Below are 17,773 nucleotides of genomic sequence, written 5' to 3' on the forward strand. Positions count from 1 at the left end.
TGCAGCGTGCGGGAGGCGTGGGTGACGTCGGTGAGGTTCCAGGCCGGCCTGGCTAGGGTGGGGACGTGCCTGTCCCGACGCCGCCCGCCTCCCCGGGCCCGCCCGTCCGCCTGCGCGATCTGCTGCGCCCGCCCGCGGCGCCCGCCGATCCCCGCGTGCTCACGGGCCACCCGGCCCGGACGCCCCGCCGGCGCACCCTGACCGTCCCGGATCCCGTCAGCGGGACCCGGTCGTCCGTGGCCGTGTGGGAGTATGCCCCCGTTCCGGAGGCCGCCCCGGGATCGCCCTCCGGGCTGAAGAGGGACGCGGCCACTGCGCCGCTCGTGTTCGTGCACGGCTTCCGCGGGGACCACCACGGCCTTGCCCTGCTGGCCGACGCGCTCCCGGAGCATCCGATCCACTCGATCGAGCTGCCCGGCTTCGGGGCCTCGGAGCCCTTCCCCCACGCCGAGCACACCGTGGCCCATCACGCGGACGCGGTGGCCGCCGTCATCGCCGCCCTGGGGCTGCCGGCCGCCCCCGTGCTGGTCGCACACTCCTACGGGACGACGGTGGCGGCCGAGCTGGTCGCCCGGGAGCCGTCCCGGTGGGGACGGCTGGTCCTGCTCAACCCCATCGCCGAACCCGCGCTGCAGGCGTCCGCGTCCGTGACGAGCCGGGTGCTGGCGGCCGTCGCCGAGGGGTACTACGAGGTCGCCGCCCGCCTGCCCGAGCGCTCGGCGCGGCTGCTGCTGGGCGCGCCGCCGGTCGTGTGGGTGACCACGCTCGCCATGACCCGCACCAGGGACAGGGATGTCCTTGCATACACCCATGACCAGCACCGGTGCCACTTCTCAGGCTTCGCCTCCGCGCGCATGCTCTCCGAGGCGTACCGCGCCTCGAGCACGGGCTCCGTGGCCGACGTCGCCGCCCGCCTCAGCCTGCCGGTGCTGCTGGTCGCGGGGCGGGAGGATCCGCTGGGCTCAGTGCCGGCACAGGAGGCGCTCGCCGCGGCGATCGACGCCGCGGGTGGCACAGCGGAGCTGCACGTCCTCGACGGCGTCGGGCATCTGCTGCACTACGAGCGACCGGCCGCCTGCGCGGCGCTGATCCGCGACTGGCTCCGCCGCGCCGGCCGTTGACGGGCTCCTCAGAGCACCCCGGCCGGGTCGAGCCGCACCCGCACCGGGGCGGTCTCGCGCCGGGCGCTCGCCGCGGACCGGGCGGCGCGCAGGGCGCCGACGGTGGCCTCGGCCGCCGCGTACGGGAAGATCAGCAGGGCGCGGGAGCGGGTCTCGTCGGCGGGGTCCGGCACCGGCCCGATCCAGGGCAGCCGCGCCGGGCCGCCGTCGAGCGGGGCCGAGTGCGGATCCTCGTGGACGTCCTCGTCCGGCCGTTCCCGGCGGGCGGCCTCCACAAGCTCGAGGTACTCCGCGACGGCGGCGGCCTCCCCCGTGACCTCTGCGAGGCGGCCGGCGGGAGGCAGGTGCAGCTCGCGCCGCTCGGTGACCTGGCGCGCGGCGAAGCCGTCGGGGTCCCGTCGGACGAGCGCGTTCACCGCCTCCCCCGCGTCCGCGGTGACCACCACGACGCCCCCGTCGGAGGCGGGGCGGACCAGGCAGGCGGCCGCGAGCCAGCGGGCGAGCACGCGGCCCGGCACGTCGAGGCCCTCGCGCTGGAGCTGGCTGTCCCCGTCGAGCAGCAGGGCGGCCGCGTAGCCGTCGGGCGTCATCGGCTCGGCCCCCACGGTCGCCACCACCAGGGAGGGCCCGGGCGGCACCGAGCCGAGCATGTGCTGCGCCGAGGAGGCGTGCACGGGCACGCGCGGGAACGCCCGGCCCAGCTCCTCGGCCGTGCGGTCCACGCCGCGGGCGCCGGCCCACAGCGTCGTGCCGCCGCACTCGGTGCACCGGAAGCCGCGCTCCCGGGTGCCGCACCACCGGCACGCCACCTCCCCGTGCCGGGCGGCCCGCACGTCGCGGAAGCCCAGCGGCCCCGCGCAGACGCGGCAGCGGGCGGGCGTGCGGCACCGCTCGCACACCAGGGCGGGGATGAAGCCGGCCCGGGCCACCTGCACGAGCACCGGGCCCGGCCGTGGCCCGAGCAGCGCGGCGCGGGCGGCGGCCCAGGCCGCCTGCGGCAGCCGCGCCCGCTGCGCGAACGGGTCGCGCGCCGTCTCCCAGGCGTCGGCGGTGGAGACGACCCGTGGCCCGAGCTCGCGCTGGGCCGCGCGGGAGGGGCCCAGGTGCAGCAGCCAGCCCGACTCGACGAGCCGTTGCACCGGGACCGATCGGGAGGGCCCGGCGAAGAGCAGCGCCGCGCCGGTCGCGCGGGCCCGCTCCAGCACGACCTCTCGGGCATGGAAGTAGGGCGCGCGGGGTTCGGCCCACGCGTCGTCGCCGTCGTCCCAGAGCACCACCAGCCGCAGGTCGCGCACGGGCGACCACACGGCGGCCCGGGTGCCGGCCACGATGCGCCGGGTGCCGCGCAGCGCGGCCAGGTGGGCGCGGTACCGGGGCGTGTTGCCGTCCTCGGAGCCGATCCGCGCGTAGGCGTCCTCGCCCACGTGCTCGTCGAGGGCGGCGCAGAGCCGGTCGAGGTCGCGGTGGTCGGGCACCAGCAGCAGGACGCCGCCGCCCGAGGCGGCCACCGTGCGCGCCAGGGCGGCCAGCGCGCCCGCCTCATCCCATTCGAACAGGCGCGAGGGCACGACGGCGGCCGCCCGCGCGGCGTCCCCGGCCAGCACGGCGGACACGAACGCGGTGCCCCCCTCGAGGGACTCCCACACCGTGGGCACGAGGCCCTCCTCCGCCGCGGGAGGCTCCGGACGCTCGGCGTCCGTTCCGGTCAGCGTCACGGGGTGGTCCGCCGCGGCCTCCGCGTCCTCCGCCAGGGCGGCCTTCTCGACCTGCGCCACGCGCGGGGGCACCGCGGCCCGCAGCACGTCCGTGACGACACCGGCCTGGCGGCGGGCCACCGCGCGAGCGGTCGCCAGGACCTCCTCCGTCAGCGGCGGGATGGCGGTGAGCACGCCGGTGAGCTCGGTGAGCTGGGCGCCGGTGGCCGGCTCCTGCTCCCGCGAGACGAGCCAGCCCGTCATGGCCCGTCCGCCGAAGCGGACGGACACGCGGGAGCCGGGGACCGCCCGGGCGTCCAGGGCCACGGGCACGAGATAGTCGAACTCGCGGTCCAGGTGCGGCACGGGCGAGTCCAGCAGGACGCGTGCGATCGGCCGCTCCGGCCACCCCTCGGCACGCTCCGGCAACCGGGGTGCGTCCTCCGGCTCCGGGAGGGCGAACAGCGCGTCCGTGATGCCCGCCTCCGGGTCAGAGGCCGGCCGCGGCGCGCAGCTGCTCGACGCGGTCCGTGCGCTCCCACGTGAAGTCGGCGTCGTCCCGGCCGAAGTGGCCGTTCGCTGCGGTCCGTCGGTAGATGGGCCGCAGGAGGTTCAGCTCCTTCACGATGGCGGCCGGACGCAGGTCGAACACCGCGTTCACGGCCTCGATGATCTTCTCCTCCGGCACTGTGGCCGTCCCGAAGGTGTCCACGTACAGGCCCACGGGCCGGGCCGAGCCGATCGCGTAGGCCACCTGGAACTCGGCGCGCGAGGCGAGGCCGGCGGCCACCACGTTCTTCGCGACCCAGCGGAGCATGTAGGCGGCGGAGCGGTCCACCTTGGACGGGTCCTTGCCGGAGAAGGCGCCGCCGCCGTGCCGGGCCATGCCGCCGTAGGTGTCCACGATGATCTTGCGACCGGTGAGGCCGGCGTCGCCCACGGGCCCGCCGATGACGAACTTGCCGCCCGGGTTGATGATGATCCGCATGCCGGAGGTGTCGAGGCCGGAGCGCTCGATGACGGGCCGGATCACGTGCTTCTCCACATCCGCCCGCAGCTGCTCCTGCGTGACCCACTCGTGGTGCTGCGTGGAGACCACCACGGCCTCGACCGTGGTGGGCACGTGGCCGGGCGCATAGCCGATGGTGACCTGCGTCTTGCCGTCCGGCAGCAGGTACGGCATGGGCGTGTTCTCCGCCCGGCGCACCGCGGTGAGCCGCTCGGAGAGCCGGTGCGCGAGGTAGATGGGCATGGGCATGTACGCCGGGGTCTCGTCCGTGGCGTAGCCGAACATGATGCCCTGGTCCCCCGCGCCCTGCTCGTCCACCTCGTCCGCCGAGCCGTACTCGCGGGCCTCGAGGGACCGGGAGACGCCGGCGAAGATGTCCGAGGACTGCTGGCCGATGGAGATGTTCACGCCGCACTGGGCGCCGTCGAAGCCGTTGGCCGAGGAGTCGTAGCCGATGTCCAGGATGGTCTCGCGCACGATCTTGGGGATCTCCACGTACGCCGAGGTGTTCACCTCGCCGGCCACCTGCACCAGGCCCGTGGTGGTCAGGGTCTCCACGGCCACCTTCGCCGACGGGTCGGCGGCGAGGATCGCGTCCAGGATGGCGTCGGAGATCTGGTCGCAGATCTTGTCGGGGTGGCCCGCCGTGACGGACTCGGATGTGAAGAGACGGAGCTCTCCGCCGCCCACCCCCGAATACGGGTCGGCGTGGCGGGCGGGGCTCAGCGAGGCGGCATCGGTCATGCCGCACAGTCTAGGTCAGCGGCCCGACGCGCCGGCGGGGTCACGACCGACGAGGTCATCCACGATCGCCCGCACGACGGCGGCCGCCGCCTGGTCCTTGGAGCCCGCCGCCTCCACGGCGGGGCGGCCGTCGGCGAACAGGATGGTCACGGCGGTCTCGTCCCGGCCGAACACCTTGTCCGTGCCGACCTCGTTGACCACGAGCATCTCGCAGCCCTTGCGTGCCAGTTTGGCCCGGCCGTACTCGAGCACGGAGGACGTCGCGTCGCCGGTCTCCGCGGCGAAGCCGACGATGAGCGGGGCCATGGGCCCGCCCTCGGAGCGGGTCCGCACGGCCGTGGCGAGCACGTCCGGGGTGCGTTCGAGCACGATGACGGGCGCGCCGTCGTCGTCGCCCTTCTTCATCTTGGCGTCGGAGACCTCGGCCGGCCGGAAGTCCGCGACGGCCGCCGCCATCACGAGGGCGTCGGCGTCGGCGGCCTCCGCCAGCACGGCCTCGAGCAGGTCCTGCGTGGACTCCACCTGCACGACGCGCTCGACGCCCTCGGGCGCCGGGACGGACATGGACCCGGCGACGAACCGCACGGTGGCGCCGGCGTCGAGGGCGGCGCGCGCCAGGGCGGCCCCCTGCTTGCCGGAGGAGCGGTTGCCCAGGTAGCGGACCGGGTCCAGGGCCTCGCGGGTGCCCCCGGCCGTGACCACCACGGTGCGACCGGCCAGGGGGCCGGGCGTCGGCTCGGCGTCGGGCCCGGTACCGGAGGCCCGGGGACGGCGCGGGGCGCCCGCGGCCGCGGCGGCCTGCGCACGCTCCCAGATCTCGGCGGGCTCGGGCAGACGTCCGGCGCCGGAGTCGGTCCCGGTGAGGCGGCCCACGGCGGGATCCACGACCGTGACCCCGCGCTCGCGCAGGAGGGCGACGTTGGCGACCGTGGCGGGGTGGTGCCACATCTCGGTGTGCATGGCGGGGGCCAGGACGACGGGGCACGTGGCGGTGAGCAGCACGTTGCCCAGCAGGTCGGGCGCCATCCCCGCGGCGGTGCGCGCGAGCAGGTCGGCCGTGGCCGGCGCGACCACCACGAGGTCCGCACGCCGGCCGAGCCGGACGTGGTTCACCTCGTCGACCGCCTCGAACGTGTCCGTGCGGACCGGGCGACCCGAGAGGGCCTCCCACGTCGCCGCGCCCACGAACTCGAGGGCGTTGGCGGTGGGCACCACGGTCACGCCGTGGCCGGCCTCGGTCATCAGGCGCAGCAGCAGCGCCGCCTTGTAGGCCGCGATGCCGCCGCCGACCCCGAGGACGATCTCCATGGCGGGCTCAGGCCTCCGGGGCGTCCTCGGAGGTGCCCTCCTCGGCGCGCACCGTCTCGGCGGCCTCCTCGATGGCGGCGGGATCGCCCATCGGCTGGTGGGCGTCGGACGACTCGAGGGTGGCGAACGGGTCGTCCTCGCCCGGCAGGGAGAAGTCGCCGAAGTCCTCGGCGGCCAGCTCGGCCTCCGGGGTGGCCTCGACGGCCTCGTGGGACTCGAGCAGGTCGGTCTCGATCTCGCGCAGGGCGATGGACAGCGGCTTCTCGTTCAGCTGGGTGTCCACGAGCGGGCCGACGTACTCGAACAGCCCCTCGTGCAGCTGCGAGTAGTAGGCGTTGATCTGCCGGGCCCGCTTGGCGGCGAAGAGCACCAGGGCGTACTTCGAGTCGACCCGCTCCAGCAGGGAGTCGATGGGCGGGTTGACGATGCCTTCGTACTGTTCGGTCACGGGGTCTCCAAAGTCTTCATCTCACTGTCACGTCGGCGCCGGGTGCGGCGTCGGTGCGGCCGGTCCTCAGGCCTCGGTCGGACGGCGCTCGGGGTCCAGCCCCATGAGTCTCACCAGTTCCTCGGCGGCCCGCTCCACGCGGTCGTTCACGACGACAGCGTCGAACTCGGGTTCCGCGGCGAGTTCCAGTCTAGCCGTTTCGAGCCGGCGGCGCTGTTCCTCCGGGCTCTCGGTGCCGCGGCCGAGCAGTCGGGACACGAGTTCCTCCCAGCTCGGGGGCGCCAGGAACACGAAGGTGGCCTCCGGCAGCGCACGGCGGACCTGGCGCGCGCCCTGCAGGTCGATCTCCAGCAGGACGTGGCGCCCCTGCGCCACGGCCTCCATCACACGGTCGCGCCGCGTGCCGTAGCGGTGGACGCCGTGGACGACGGCCCATTCCAGCATCTCGTCCGCCTCGACGAGGGAGTCGAACTCCTCCGGCGCGGTGAAGTAGTAGTGCACTCCGTCCTCCTCGCCCGGGCGCGCCGGGCGGGTGGTGGCGGAGACGGACAGCCAGGCCTCGGGGTAGTGCTCGCGGACATAGGCCGAGACGGTGCCCTTGCCGACGGCGGTGGGGCCGGCCAGGACGGTGACGCCCGGGCCCGGGGGGCGTTCCTGGACGGCGGTGCGGGCCACCGGGACGGCGGGGGCGGGTCCGGGGTCGAACGTGTCGGTCACGCATCCTCCTGGTGGGACGGGCCTCGCAGGCCCTTCACCCGGGCCGGCGCCGACCCGCCGGGGTGTGGGGGTCACCGGCCAATATAGGCGATCAACGCCTCGCGCTGACGACGCCCCAGGCCACCCAGCCGACGCCGCGGCGAGATGCCGCACCCCGCCATCGTCTCCCGGGCCCGGACCTCGCCCACGCCCGGCAGGGCCAACAGCAGGTCCACGGCCCGCAGGCGGGCAACGGCGTCCTCGGCGTCCGCGCGCGCGAACACGTCGGCCAGGCCGACCTCACCGGCGGCGAAGGCCGCCTTGAGCTCCGCCCTCGCCTGGCGGGCCTGGAGGGCCTTCCTCCGGGCCTCCGCCCGCTCCTGCTCACTGAGCTGCCGCAACGCCATGGTCTGACCTCGATGCCTCGTGTTCCTCACCGGCCCCGTCGAGACCCGTCCACGGTCAAGGACAACGAGCACAGCCGATCGACAGGGAAGATACCATCCCGTGCAGAAGGCACGCAGCGCGCCGGGAGGACGCGGGCGTCACCGCAGAGCGGCGCGATTCTCCTCGATCGTGTCCACCAGCGAGGTCACCGAGGGACCCGCGCTCAGGATGCCGCGGGACGAGGTTGCCAAGACCTGCGCCCAGGCCGTGCCGAAGTCGGCCCGCATGCCCGGGGCCGTGGCGCCCTGGGCACCGAACCCGGGGGCCAGCAGGGACCCGCCGAGGGCCGGCAGGTCCAGGCCGAGGCGGTCCGCCTCGGCGGCCACCGTGGCGCCCAGGACGAGTCCCACCGGCCCCCACGCGTCGTCGCCGCGCAGGGCCGCGTTCTCAGCGGCCGCGGCCGCGGCGATGCGCCGGGCCACCGATCCCTCGGCCGACCCCTCGCCCACGTGCTGGACCTCGCGGCCCTCCGGATTGGAGGTCAGCGCGAGGACGAACACGCCGCGGCCGGCCTCGTGGGCGGCGCGGATGGTCGGCACGAGGGTGCCGAAACCCAGGTACGGGCTGAGCGTCACTGCATCCGCGGCCAGGGGCGAGGCGTCGGAGGTCCACGCGGCGGCGTAGCCGTCCATGGTGGAGCCGATGTCACCGCGCTTGGCGTCCGCGATCGTGAGCACCCCGGCGTCCCGGGCGGCCGCGAGCAGCCGCTCCAGGGCCGCCAGGCCGGCCGAGCCGTGGCGCTCGTACAGCGCCACCTGGGGCTTGATCGCCGCCACGCGGGGCCCCTCGGGACCCACCGCCGCCTCGAGGGCGGTCAGCGAGAACGCCTCGAGGCCCGCCGGGGTGTCGCTCAGGCCCCACTGCCGCAGCAGGGTCGGATGGGGGTCCACGCCGAGGCACAGCGGACCGGCCGTCTCCATAGCGTGGGCCAGCCGCCGCCCGAAGGGGGCGCGGGGCCCCGCGCCGCCCGTCGCCGTCGTGGTCACGCCGCGGCCTCCGGCCCGGCGACGGCCTGCTGCAGGCGCGCGTCGTGCTCCTGCAGTGAGGTGACGGACCACTCGTAGGACCGCATGGCCTCGATGGCCTGCAGGCACGCCCCGAACTCGGCCGTGGTCGTGATCACCGGCACGCCGAGCGAGGTCGCGGCCGCGCGGATCTCGTAGCCGTCCGTGCGTGCGTCGCCGCCGGAGGGCGTGTTCAGCACGAGATCGACGGTGCCGGCGTGCAGCTGCTCCAGCACGGTGCCCGCGCCGTCCTCGTGCCCGGCGTCGGCGATCTTCGCCACGACCTCCGCGGGGATGCCGTTGCGCCGCAGCACCTCGGCGGTGCCGCCGGTGGAGACCACCTGGAAGCCGAGGTCGACGAGGCGCTTGGCCTGGCCCACGAGGGTGCGCTTGTCCCGGTTCGCGACCGACACGAACACGCGCCCCGAGGTGGGCAGCGGGCCGCCGGCGGCGGATTGGGACTTGGCGAACGCGGTGTCGAAGTGCTTGTCGATGCCCATGACCTCGCCCGTCGAGCGCATCTCCGGGCCCAGCAGCGAGTCCACGACGCGGCCCTCCGCGGTGCGGAAGCGGGTGAACGGCAGCACCGCCTCCTTCACCGCCACGGGCGCGCCGATCGGCAGGGTGCCGCCGTCGTACGCCGTGGGCAGCATGCCCGCCGCGCGCAGGTCGGCGATGCTCTCGCCGACGCCGATCCGCGCGGCCGCCTTGGCCAGCTGGACGCCCGTGGCCTTCGAGACGAACGGCACGGTCCGCGAGGCGCGCGGGTTCGCCTCGATCACGTACAGCACGTCCGAGGCGAGCGCGAACTGGATGTTGATCAGGCCGCGCACCCCGACGCCGGCCGCGATGCGCTCGGTGGCGCGGTGCACGCGCTCGAGCACGTCCGGGCCCAGGGTGACGGGGGGCAGCACGCACGCGGAGTCACCCGAGTGGATGCCCGCCTCCTCGATGTGCTCCATGACACCGCCGAGGTACAGCTCGGTGCCGTCGTAGAGGGCGTCGACGTCGATCTCGATCGCGTCTTCGAGGAAGCGGTCCACGAGCATCGGCTGGTCGGGGGTGATCTCCGTGGCGTGCTCCACGTAGTGGGCCAGCGCCTCCTCGGAGTACACGATCTCCATGCCGCGGCCGCCGAGCACGTAGGAGGGGCGCACGAGCACGGGGTAGCCGATCTCGTCCGCCACGCGCTTGGCGTCGTCGAAGGAGACCGCCGTGCCGTTCTTCGGCGCCACCAGGCCCGCGCGCTCGAGCACGCGCGCGAACTCGCCGCGGTGCTCGGCCAGGTCGATGGCCGCGGGCGAGGTGCCCAGGATCGGCACGCCGGCGTCGGCGAGCTGCTGGGCCAGCTTGAGCGGGGTCTGGCCGCCGAGCTGCACGAAGACGCCGCGCACGCCGCCGGAGGCCTCCTCGGCCGCGATGACCTCCAGGACGTCCTCGAGCGTGAGCGGCTCGAAGTAGAGGCGGTCGGAGATGTCGTAGTCCGTGGACACGGTCTCCGGGTTGCAGTTGACCATCACGGTCTCGTAGCCGGCCTCGCGCAGCGCCATGGTGGCGTGCACGCACGAGTAGTCGAACTCGATGCCCTGGCCGATCCGGTTCGGGCCCGAGCCGAGGATGATCACCGACTCGCCCTCGTGCGGGGCTACCTCGGTCTCGAGGTCGTAGCTGGAGTACCGGTACGGGGTGAAGGCCTCGAACTCGGCGGCACAGGTGTCCACGGTCTTGTAGACGGGGCGCACACCCAGGGCGTGACGCACGCCGCGCACCACCGCCGCGTCCATGTGCCGCAGCGAGCCGATCTGGGCGTCGGAGAACCCGTGCCGCTTGGCGCGGCGCAGCAGGGCCTCGTCGAGGACCTCGGCGTCGCGGATCTCGTCCGCGACCTCGTTGATGAGCACGAACTGGTCCAGGAACCACGGGTCGATCGCGGTGGCGTCGAAGGCCTCCTCGATCGTGGCGCCGGCGTAGAGCGCCTGCTGGGTCTGGGAGAGCCGGTCCGTGGTGGCCGTGCGCGCCGCCGCGAGCAGGGCCTGCGAGTCGGCGTCCTGCGGGAACGCGAGCTCCGAGCCCTTCTGCTCGAGCGAGCGCAGCGCCTTCTGCAGGGCCTCCGTGAAGTTGCGGCCGATGGCCATGGCCTCGCCGACCGACTTCATGGTGGTGGTCAGCGTGGGGTCCGCCGCCGGGAACTTCTCGAACGCGAAGCGCGGGACCTTCACGACCACGTAGTCCAGGACCGGCTCGAAGGACGCCGGGGTCTTCTGGGTGATGTCGTTGGGGATCTCGTCCATCGTGTAGCCCAGGGCCAGCTTGGTGGCGATCTTGGCGATCGCGAAGCCGGTGGCCTTCGAGGCCAGCGCCGAGGAGCGGGACACCCGCGGGTTCATCTCGATCACGACGACCCGGCCGTCCACGGGGTTCACCGCGAACTGGATGTTGCAGCCGCCGGTGTCCACGCCGACCTCGCGGATGACGTTGATCGAGATGTCCCGCAGCTTCTGGTACTCGCGGTCCGTCAGCGTCATGGCCGGGGCCACGGTGATGGAGTCTCCGGTGTGCACGCCCACGGGGTCCACGTTCTCGATGGAGCAGACGACGACGACGTTGTCGTTCTTGTCCCGCATCATCTCCAGCTCGTACTCCTTCCAGCCGAGGATGGACTCCTCGAGCAGGACCTCGGAGGTCGGGCTGTACTGCAGGCCGGCGCCGCAGATGCGGTACAGGTCGGCCTCGTCGTAGGCCATGCCGGAGCCGAGGCCGCCCATCGTGAACGAGGGGCGCACCACCACGGGGTACTTCAGGTCCTCGACGGCGGCCAGGGCCTCCTCCATCGTGTGCACGATGTGGGACCGGGCGGACTCGCCGCCGGCGCGCTCCACGACGCCCTTGAACAGCTCGCGGTTCTCGCCGAGCTCGATGGCCTCGATGTTCGCGCCGATCAGCTCGACGCCGAAGCGCTCGAGCACCCCGTCCTTGTCGAGGGCGATGGCGGTGTTCAGCGCCGTCTGGCCGCCCAGGGTGGGCAGCAGGGCGTCCGGGCGCTCCTTCTCGATGATCTTGGCGACCACGGCCGGGGTGATGGGCTCGACGTAGGTGGCGTCGGCCAGCTCCGGGTCGGTCATGATCGTGGCCGGGTTGGAGTTGACGAGGACGACGCGGACGCCCTCCTCCTTGAGGACGCGGATGGCCTGGGTGCCGGAGTAGTCGAACTCGGCCGCCTGACCGATCACGATGGGGCCGGAGCCGATGACCAGGACGGACTTCAGGTCGGTGCGCTTGGGCATGGATCAGGCTCCTTCGGTGGCGGGGGTGGTGGCGGTGCGGTGCTCGGTGAGGAGCTGCACGAAGCGGTCGAACAGGTCGAGGGTGTCGTTGGGGCCGGCCGCGGACTCCGGGTGGAACTGCACGGAGAAGGCGGGCCGGTCGAGCAGGCGCAGGCCCTCGACCACCTGGTCGTTCAGGGACCAGTGGGAGACCTCGACGCGGCCGAAGCGCGACTCCGGCGCCTCGATCGGCTCGCCGAGGGGGGCGTCCACGGCGAAGCCGTGGTTCTGGGAGGTGATGGCCACGCGGCCCGTGGCCTTGTCCAGCACCGGCTGGTTCGGGCCGCGGTGGCCGAACTTCAGCTTGTAGGTGTCGAAGCCGAGCGCGCGGCCGAAGATCTGGTTGCCGAAGCAGATGCCGAAGAACGGCAGGCCGGCGTCGAGGACCTCGCGCAGCAGCTCCACCTGGGCGTCCGCGGTGGCCGGGTCGCCGGGTCCGTTGGACAGGAAGACGCCGTCCGGGTCCACGGCGCGGATGCCGGCCAGGTCCGTGGCGGCGGGCAGCACGTGCACGCGGATGCCGCGGGAGGCCAGGTGCCGCGGCGTGGCGGCCTTGATGCCGAGGTCGAGGGCGGCGATCTCGGCGATCGGCTCGCCCTCCCAGCCGTGCGCGGCCGGCTCGATGACGTACGGCTCCTCCGTGGTGACGGACTCGGCGAGGCGGGCGCCGGCCATCGACGCCTGGGCGCGCACCTCCGCCAGCAGCTCGGCCTCCGGGCGGGCGGCGTGCCCGCCGGAGAACACGCCGGCGCGCATCGAGCCCTCGGTGCGCAGGCGACGGGTGATGGCCCGGGTGTCGACCTCCCGGATCCCGACGACGCCGAACGCCTCGAGCTCCTCGTCGAGGCTGCGCTCGGCGCGCCAGTTGGACGGACGCCGGGCCGCGTCGCGGACCACGTAGCCGGCGGCGAAGATCGCCCGCGACTCGCGGTCGGCGTCGTTGACCCCGGTGTTGCCGATGTGCGGGGAGGTCTGCACGATGATCTGCCCCGCGTAGGACGGGTCGGTGAGGGTCTCCTGGTAGCCGGTCATGCCCGTGGTGAACACGGCCTCGCCCAGGGTGCGGCCGCGGGCGCCGTAGGCCCGGCCACGGTGGACGGTGCCGTCCTCGAGGACGAGCAGGGCCAGGTCGTCGGTGGGGGTGATCATCGGGGGTCTCCTTCTCCTGCGCGGCCGGCCGGGTCGGCCGGGGCGGGGTCGATGATGGTCTGCAGGGCGGCGAGGAGCCGGTCGCGGTCCTCGGGACGGTCGGGGCGGAAGGCGGAGGTGAGTTCGACGTCGCCGAGGCGCCAGCCCCAGGCGACGAGCCCGCCCGGCTCGACGAACTTGCCGGCAATCCCGGCGGACAGGCCGGCCTCGACGAGGTCGTCCGCGGGGATGAACAGGTTGGCGGCCCGCGGGCGGAGCACGAGCAGGCCGCGGTGGGCGCCGGCGTCGTGGACCTCGAGGACCGCGCGCGAGCGCAGGCCCAGGCCGTGCACCGCCACGCGATCCAGCCGGTCCTCGCCGCGCACCGTGCCCACGTGCATGCCCTCCGCGGACAGCGTCGGCTCGGCGTCGTAGAGGGCCGTCGGCACGGGGGCCGGGGCCGGGATCCCGGCCTGCGCCCGGCGGCGTGCCCGCCACCCGAGGGCCAGCAGGCCGAGCAGCACGAGGACGACGGCCAGGGTGCCCAGGGTCACCGGCAGCCACACGTCCGCGTAGTCCTTCGTCGGGGTCCGCGGCGGGACGGGTCGGGCCGCCAGGGCGGCGGCCAGAGGGGTGATGCTCACGCGCGCTCCCCCGTCTCCGTCAGGGCCGGGTGGCGGTACGGCCGGGCGGGGGCGCCGTCGGCGACGACGCGGGCACCGCGATAGACCGTGTGGCGCACCGCGCCCGGCAGCTCCATGCCCCGGTACGGGCTGTTGCGGGACTTGGTCACGTGCTGCTCGGGGTCCACCGTGCGGCGGGCCTGCGGGTCCACGAGCACGAGGTTGGCCACGGCACCGACGCGTGGGACACCGCGCTCGTCGGCCTGGCCCTGATCGGTCAGGCCGGCGATCCGGGCCGGCGCCGTGGACATCACGCGGGCGACGCCGGCCCAGTCCATCAGGCCGGTGTCCACCATCGCCTGCTGCACCACGGACAGGGCGGTCTCGAGGCCCGTCATGCCCATCGCCGCGACCGTCCACTCGCACTGCTTGGTCTCGGCGGTGTGCGGGGCGTGGTCGGTGCCCACGGTGTCGATGGTGCCGTCGGCCAGGCCGGCGCGCAGGGCCAGGACGTCGGACTCGCGGCGCAGCGGCGGGTTGACCTTGAACACGGGGTCGTAGGAGCGGACGAGCTCCTCGGTGAGCAGCAGGTGGTGCGGGGTGACCTCGGCGGTCACGGCCACGCCCTGGGCCTTGGCCCAGCGGATCAGCTCGACGGAGCCGGCCGTGGAGACGTGGCACACGTGCAGGCGGGAGTCCACATGCTGGGCCAGCAGCACGTCACGGGCGATGACGGCCTCCTCCGCCACGGCGGGCCAGCCGGCCAGGCCGAGGACGCCGGAGAGCTCGGACTCGTTCATCTGGGCGCCGGCGGTGAGGTTCGGCTCCTGCGCGTGCTGGGCCACGAAGCCGCCGAAGGACTTCACGTACTCGAGCGCCCGGCGCATCAGCACGGCGTCGTGGACGCACATGCCGTCGTCCGAGAACATGCGCACGCGGGCCTGCGAGTCGGCCATCGCGCCGAGGTCGGCCAGGGCCTCGCCGGCCAGGCCCACGGTCACCGCCCCCACGGGGTGCACATCGCACCAGCCCGCGTCCCGGCCCAGCCGCCACACCTGCTCCACCACGCCCGCGGTGTCCGCCGTCGGCGTCGAGTTGGCCATCGCGTGGACGGAGGTGAAGCCGCCCATCGCGGCGGCGCGGGTGCCGGTCTCGACCGTCTCCGCATCCTCCTTGCCGGGCTGACGCAGATGGGTGTGCAGGTCGATGAGCCCGGGCAGCAGCACCAGGCCGGCGCAGTCGACCTCCTCGGGGCTCGGCTCGAGGCCGGCGGCGTGGGCCGCGGCGTCCGGGCCGAGGGCGGCGATCCGGCCCTCGGCGACGAGCACGTCGGCGGTCTCGCCCGTGGTCAGGCGCGCGCTGCGCAGCAGCAGGGGGGCGGGGCTGGGGGCGCTCACAGGCGGACCTCCTGGTCGTGGTTGAGGACGAGGTGCAGGACCGCCATGCGGACGGACACGCCGTTGGCGACCTGCTCGAGGGCGGTGTTGCGGGGCGAGTCCGCCGCCGCCGGGCTGATCTCCAGGCCGCGGTTCATCGGGCCGGGGTGCATGACCACGGGCTCGTCGAGCAGGGCACCGCGGCCGGCGGTGAGGCGGGCGAAGCGGTCATCGGTCAGCCCCCAGGTCCGGGTGTACTCCCCCGCGGACGGGAAGAAGGCGCCGCCCATCCGCTCGGCCTGGACGCGGAGCATCATGACGGCGTCGGGGCCGGCGTCGAGGGCCTCGTCGAGCGAGTAGGTGACCTGGCACGGCCACGCGGCCACGCCCACGGGCAGCAGGGTGGGCGGGGCGGCCAGGGTGACCTGTGCGCCCAGCGTGCTGAGCAGCCACACATTGGACCGGGCCACGCGCGAGTGCAGGATGTCGCCCACGATCACCACGCGCATGCCGGTCAGGTCCCGGCCGACCAGGTCCTCTCCCGTCGCCGCGGCGAGGCGCCGGCGCAGGGTGAAGGCGTCCAGGAGGGCCTGGGTGGGGTGCTCGTGGGTGCCGTCGCCGGCGTTCACGACGGCGGAGCGCACCCAGCCGGAGTCGGCCAGCTGGCGGGCCGCGCCGGAGGACCAGTGGCGCATCACGATGGCGTCCGCGCCGATGGCCTCGAGCGTCTGGACGGTGTCCTTGAGCGACTCCCCCTTGGAGACGGACGATCCCTTCGCGGAGAAGTTGATCACGTCCGCGGAGAGCCGCTTGGCGGCCGCCTCGAAGGAGATGCGGGTGCGGGTGGAGTCCTCGAGGAAGAGGTTCACCACGGTGCGGCCGCGCAGGGCGGGCAGCTTCTTGACCTCGCGCTGGTTGACGGCGGCCATCTCCTCGGCGGTGTCGAGGACGGCGAGGGCGTCGGCGCGGGAGAGGTCGGCGGTGGACAGCAGGTGGCGCACGGCTCAGCCCTCCCGGGTCGCGACACGGTCGACGATGCTCACGGCGTCCTCGGTGACCTCGCCGGTGCCCTCGGGGCCGTCGACCTCCATGAGCCGGACCTGGACGCGCTCGGCGGTGGAGGTCGGCAGGTTCTTGCCCACGAAGTCGGCGCGGACGGGGAGCTCCCGGTGCCCGCGGTCCACGAGGACGGCCAGGCGCACGGCGGCGGGGCGGCCCAGGTCGGCGATCGCGTCGAGGGCGGCCCGGACGGTGCGGCCGGAGAAGAGGACGTCGTCCACGAGCACGACGACGGCGCCGTCGAGGGGAACCTCGGGCAGGCGGGTGGGCATCGGGGTGCGGGCCGTGCCGCGGCGGAGGTCGTCCCGGTAGAGGGTGACGTCCACCTCGCCGACGGCGGCGGTGGGGTCGAAGGCCGGTTCGATGCGGGCCAGCAGGTCGCCGAGTCGCCGGGCCAGGGGGGCCCCGCGGCGCGGGATCCCCATCAGGACGAGACCCTCGGCGCCCTTGTTGGACTCGAGGATCTCGTGGGCGATCCGGGTCAGCGCCCGGTCGATCTCGGACGCGGACAGCACGGTCCGGGCAGCACGAGGTGCGGCGGGATCAGTTCCCATGCCGGCGCCTCCTTCCCCGCCTCACAGGACGGCTCTTAAAGGATGCGTGGTTCGTCCCCGGGCGCCGCTGTGGCCCCGCGCGGGACGTCGTCGACTCTACCAGCGAGGCCCGCCCCGCGGCGCGGATGACGCGGTGCGGGACGGGCCTCGTGACGGAGCCCTCGGGGGCTCAGGCGAGCAGTGTCGGCTTGACCTGCTGCAGGCGGCCGAGCAGACCGTTGACGAACTCGGGCGAGTCGTCCGTGGACAGCTGGGCGGCGAGGGCGACGGCCTCCGAGATGGCGACGGCGTCCGGCACATCGTCCTGGAACAGCAGCTCCCAGGCCCCCACGCGCAGGATCGCCCGGTCGACGGCGGGCATGCGGTCCAGGGACCAGCCGCGGGAGTAGGAGCTCAGGGCCTCGTCGAGCCGCTCCTGGTCCGCGATGACGCCCTCCACGAGCCGCTGGGTGTAGGCGTTCACCTGCAGATCGGTGCTCTCGCGGCGGGTGCGGATGCCCTCCAGCGCGGTGGAGCCGCGCTGCTCGGCCTCGAACAGGATCTCCACCGCACGCTGCCGGGAGCGGCTGCGCGCCGTGGTCCCCCGCTTGGCAGCGGAGCCGGCGGAGGCCCGCTCAGTCATTGACGCGGCCGAGGTAGTCGCCGGTGCGGGTGTCGACCTTGACGCGGGTGCCCTGCTCCACGAAGAGCGGCACCTGGATCTCGGCGCCGGTCTCCACGGTGGCGGGCTTGGTGCCGGCGGACGAGCGGTCCCCCTGCAGACCCGGCTCGGTGTAGGTGATCTCCAGGACCACGGACGCCGGCATCTCCAGGTACAGGGGCGTGCCCTCGTGCAGGGCGATGACCACCTGGGTGTTCTCGAGCATGTACTTCGCGGCGTCGCCGACCACGGCCCCGGGCACGGTGATCTGGTCGTAGTCCTTGACGTCCATGAACACGTAGTCCGCGCCGTCCTGGTAGAGGTACTGGTAGTCGGAGCGGTCCACGGTGGCGAACTCGACCTTGGCGCCGGCGTTGAAGGTCTTGTCCACGACCTTGCCCGTGGTGATGTTCTTCATCTTGGTGCGGACGAACGCGCCGCCCTTGCCCGGCTTGACGTGCTGGAACTCGGTGACGTTCCAGAGCTGGCCCTCCAGCTTCAGGACGGCGCCGTTCTTGATGTCGTTGCTCGTTGCCACGTGTGTGCTCCCGATCGGTCTCGCGGACCGTCACGGGTCCGCCTGCAGTGGGTGGGGTCTT

General features: G+C 74.1%; 16 protein-coding genes. 1 reads left to right on the forward strand and 15 read right to left on the reverse strand.

Annotation, left to right across the window (positions count from 1 at the left end; all coding sequences use genetic code 11):
* Positions 1 to 65: 65 nt before the first annotated feature.
* Complete coding sequence (locus J1M44_RS08450) at positions 66 to 1,121, forward strand: alpha/beta fold hydrolase (RefSeq protein ID WP_144823971.1); 1,056 nt, start codon at positions 66 to 68, stop codon at positions 1,119 to 1,121.
* A gap of 8 nt (positions 1,122 to 1,129) precedes the next feature.
* Here J1M44_RS08450 and J1M44_RS08455 read toward each other — a convergent pair whose 3' ends face one another.
* The 15 genes from J1M44_RS08455 to efp form a co-directional block, all read right to left on the reverse strand.
* Positions 1,130 to 3,244 carry a primosomal protein N' family DNA-binding protein gene (locus tag J1M44_RS08455; protein ID WP_241252942.1) on the reverse strand — a complete coding sequence of 705 codons (2,115 nt, stop codon included), beginning with the start codon at positions 3,242 to 3,244 and terminating at the stop codon, positions 1,130 to 1,132.
* A gap of 61 nt (positions 3,245 to 3,305) precedes the next feature.
* Complete coding sequence (gene metK, locus J1M44_RS08460; RefSeq protein WP_081091314.1) at positions 3,306 to 4,568, reverse strand: methionine adenosyltransferase; 1,263 nt, start codon at positions 4,566 to 4,568, stop codon at positions 3,306 to 3,308.
* Between the two features lie 15 nt (positions 4,569 to 4,583).
* Positions 4,584 to 5,876: a bifunctional phosphopantothenoylcysteine decarboxylase/phosphopantothenate--cysteine ligase CoaBC gene (gene coaBC / locus J1M44_RS08465; RefSeq protein WP_144823969.1), complete on the reverse strand. Its 1,293-nt coding sequence runs from the start codon at positions 5,874 to 5,876 to the stop codon at positions 4,584 to 4,586.
* Positions 5,877 to 5,883: 7 nt separating this feature from the next.
* Positions 5,884 to 6,324: a DNA-directed RNA polymerase subunit omega gene (gene rpoZ, locus J1M44_RS11965; protein ID WP_049159169.1), complete on the reverse strand. Its 441-nt coding sequence runs from the start codon at positions 6,322 to 6,324 to the stop codon at positions 5,884 to 5,886.
* Between the two features lie 66 nt (positions 6,325 to 6,390).
* Entirely contained in the window at positions 6,391 to 7,041 is a 651-nt protein-coding gene (gene gmk, locus J1M44_RS08475) for a guanylate kinase (protein ID WP_049159167.1), read from the reverse strand.
* 71 nt (positions 7,042 to 7,112) lie between these two features.
* Positions 7,113 to 7,427 carry an integration host factor, actinobacterial type gene (gene mihF, locus J1M44_RS08480; RefSeq protein WP_036334906.1) on the reverse strand — a complete coding sequence of 105 codons (315 nt, stop codon included), beginning with the start codon at positions 7,425 to 7,427 and terminating at the stop codon, positions 7,113 to 7,115.
* A 138-nt stretch (positions 7,428 to 7,565) separates the two neighbouring features.
* Positions 7,566 to 8,453 carry an orotidine-5'-phosphate decarboxylase gene (gene pyrF / locus J1M44_RS08485; protein WP_144823968.1) on the reverse strand — a complete coding sequence of 296 codons (888 nt, stop codon included), beginning with the start codon at positions 8,451 to 8,453 and terminating at the stop codon, positions 7,566 to 7,568.
* Complete coding sequence (gene carB, locus J1M44_RS08490; protein ID WP_144823966.1) at positions 8,450 to 11,755, reverse strand: carbamoyl-phosphate synthase large subunit; 3,306 nt, start codon at positions 11,753 to 11,755, stop codon at positions 8,450 to 8,452. The genes pyrF and carB overlap by 4 nt, the downstream gene beginning before the upstream one ends.
* A gap of 3 nt (positions 11,756 to 11,758) precedes the next feature.
* Positions 11,759 to 12,943, reverse strand: coding sequence for a glutamine-hydrolyzing carbamoyl-phosphate synthase small subunit (carA, locus tag J1M44_RS08495; RefSeq protein ID WP_144823965.1), 1,185 nt, complete (start codon positions 12,941 to 12,943; stop codon positions 11,759 to 11,761).
* The gene (locus J1M44_RS08500; protein WP_002857020.1) at positions 12,940 to 13,566 is read right to left on the reverse strand and encodes a PH-like domain-containing protein; all 627 of its coding nucleotides are present in this window, start codon (positions 13,564 to 13,566) and stop codon (positions 12,940 to 12,942) included. Before J1M44_RS08500 ends, carA begins: the two co-directional genes overlap by 4 nt.
* Positions 13,563 to 14,942: a dihydroorotase gene (locus J1M44_RS08505; protein ID WP_144823963.1), complete on the reverse strand. Its 1,380-nt coding sequence runs from the start codon at positions 14,940 to 14,942 to the stop codon at positions 13,563 to 13,565. The genes J1M44_RS08500 and J1M44_RS08505 overlap by 4 nt, the downstream gene beginning before the upstream one ends.
* On the reverse strand, positions 14,939 to 15,922 hold the full coding sequence (locus J1M44_RS08510; RefSeq protein ID WP_002857024.1) for an aspartate carbamoyltransferase catalytic subunit: 984 nt from the start codon (positions 15,920 to 15,922) through the stop codon (positions 14,939 to 14,941). The genes J1M44_RS08505 and J1M44_RS08510 overlap by 4 nt, the downstream gene beginning before the upstream one ends.
* Before the next feature lie 3 nt (positions 15,923 to 15,925).
* Positions 15,926 to 16,534 (reverse strand): bifunctional pyr operon transcriptional regulator/uracil phosphoribosyltransferase PyrR, encoded by a 609-nt coding sequence (gene pyrR, locus J1M44_RS08515; RefSeq protein ID WP_002857026.1) that lies wholly within the window; start codon positions 16,532 to 16,534, stop codon positions 15,926 to 15,928.
* 169 nt (positions 16,535 to 16,703) lie between these two features.
* Complete coding sequence (nusB, locus tag J1M44_RS08520; protein ID WP_049159157.1) at positions 16,704 to 17,156, reverse strand: transcription antitermination factor NusB; 453 nt, start codon at positions 17,154 to 17,156, stop codon at positions 16,704 to 16,706.
* On the reverse strand, positions 17,149 to 17,712 hold the full coding sequence (efp, locus tag J1M44_RS08525; protein WP_002857030.1) for an elongation factor P: 564 nt from the start codon (positions 17,710 to 17,712) through the stop codon (positions 17,149 to 17,151). The genes nusB and efp overlap by 8 nt, the downstream gene beginning before the upstream one ends.
* Positions 17,713 to 17,773 lie beyond the last annotated feature (61 nt).

The sequence above is a fragment of the Micrococcus sp. KRD128 genome, assembly GCF_017168395.1.
In the GTDB taxonomy this organism is placed as follows: Bacteria; Actinomycetota; Actinomycetes; order Actinomycetales; family Micrococcaceae; genus Micrococcus; species Micrococcus luteus.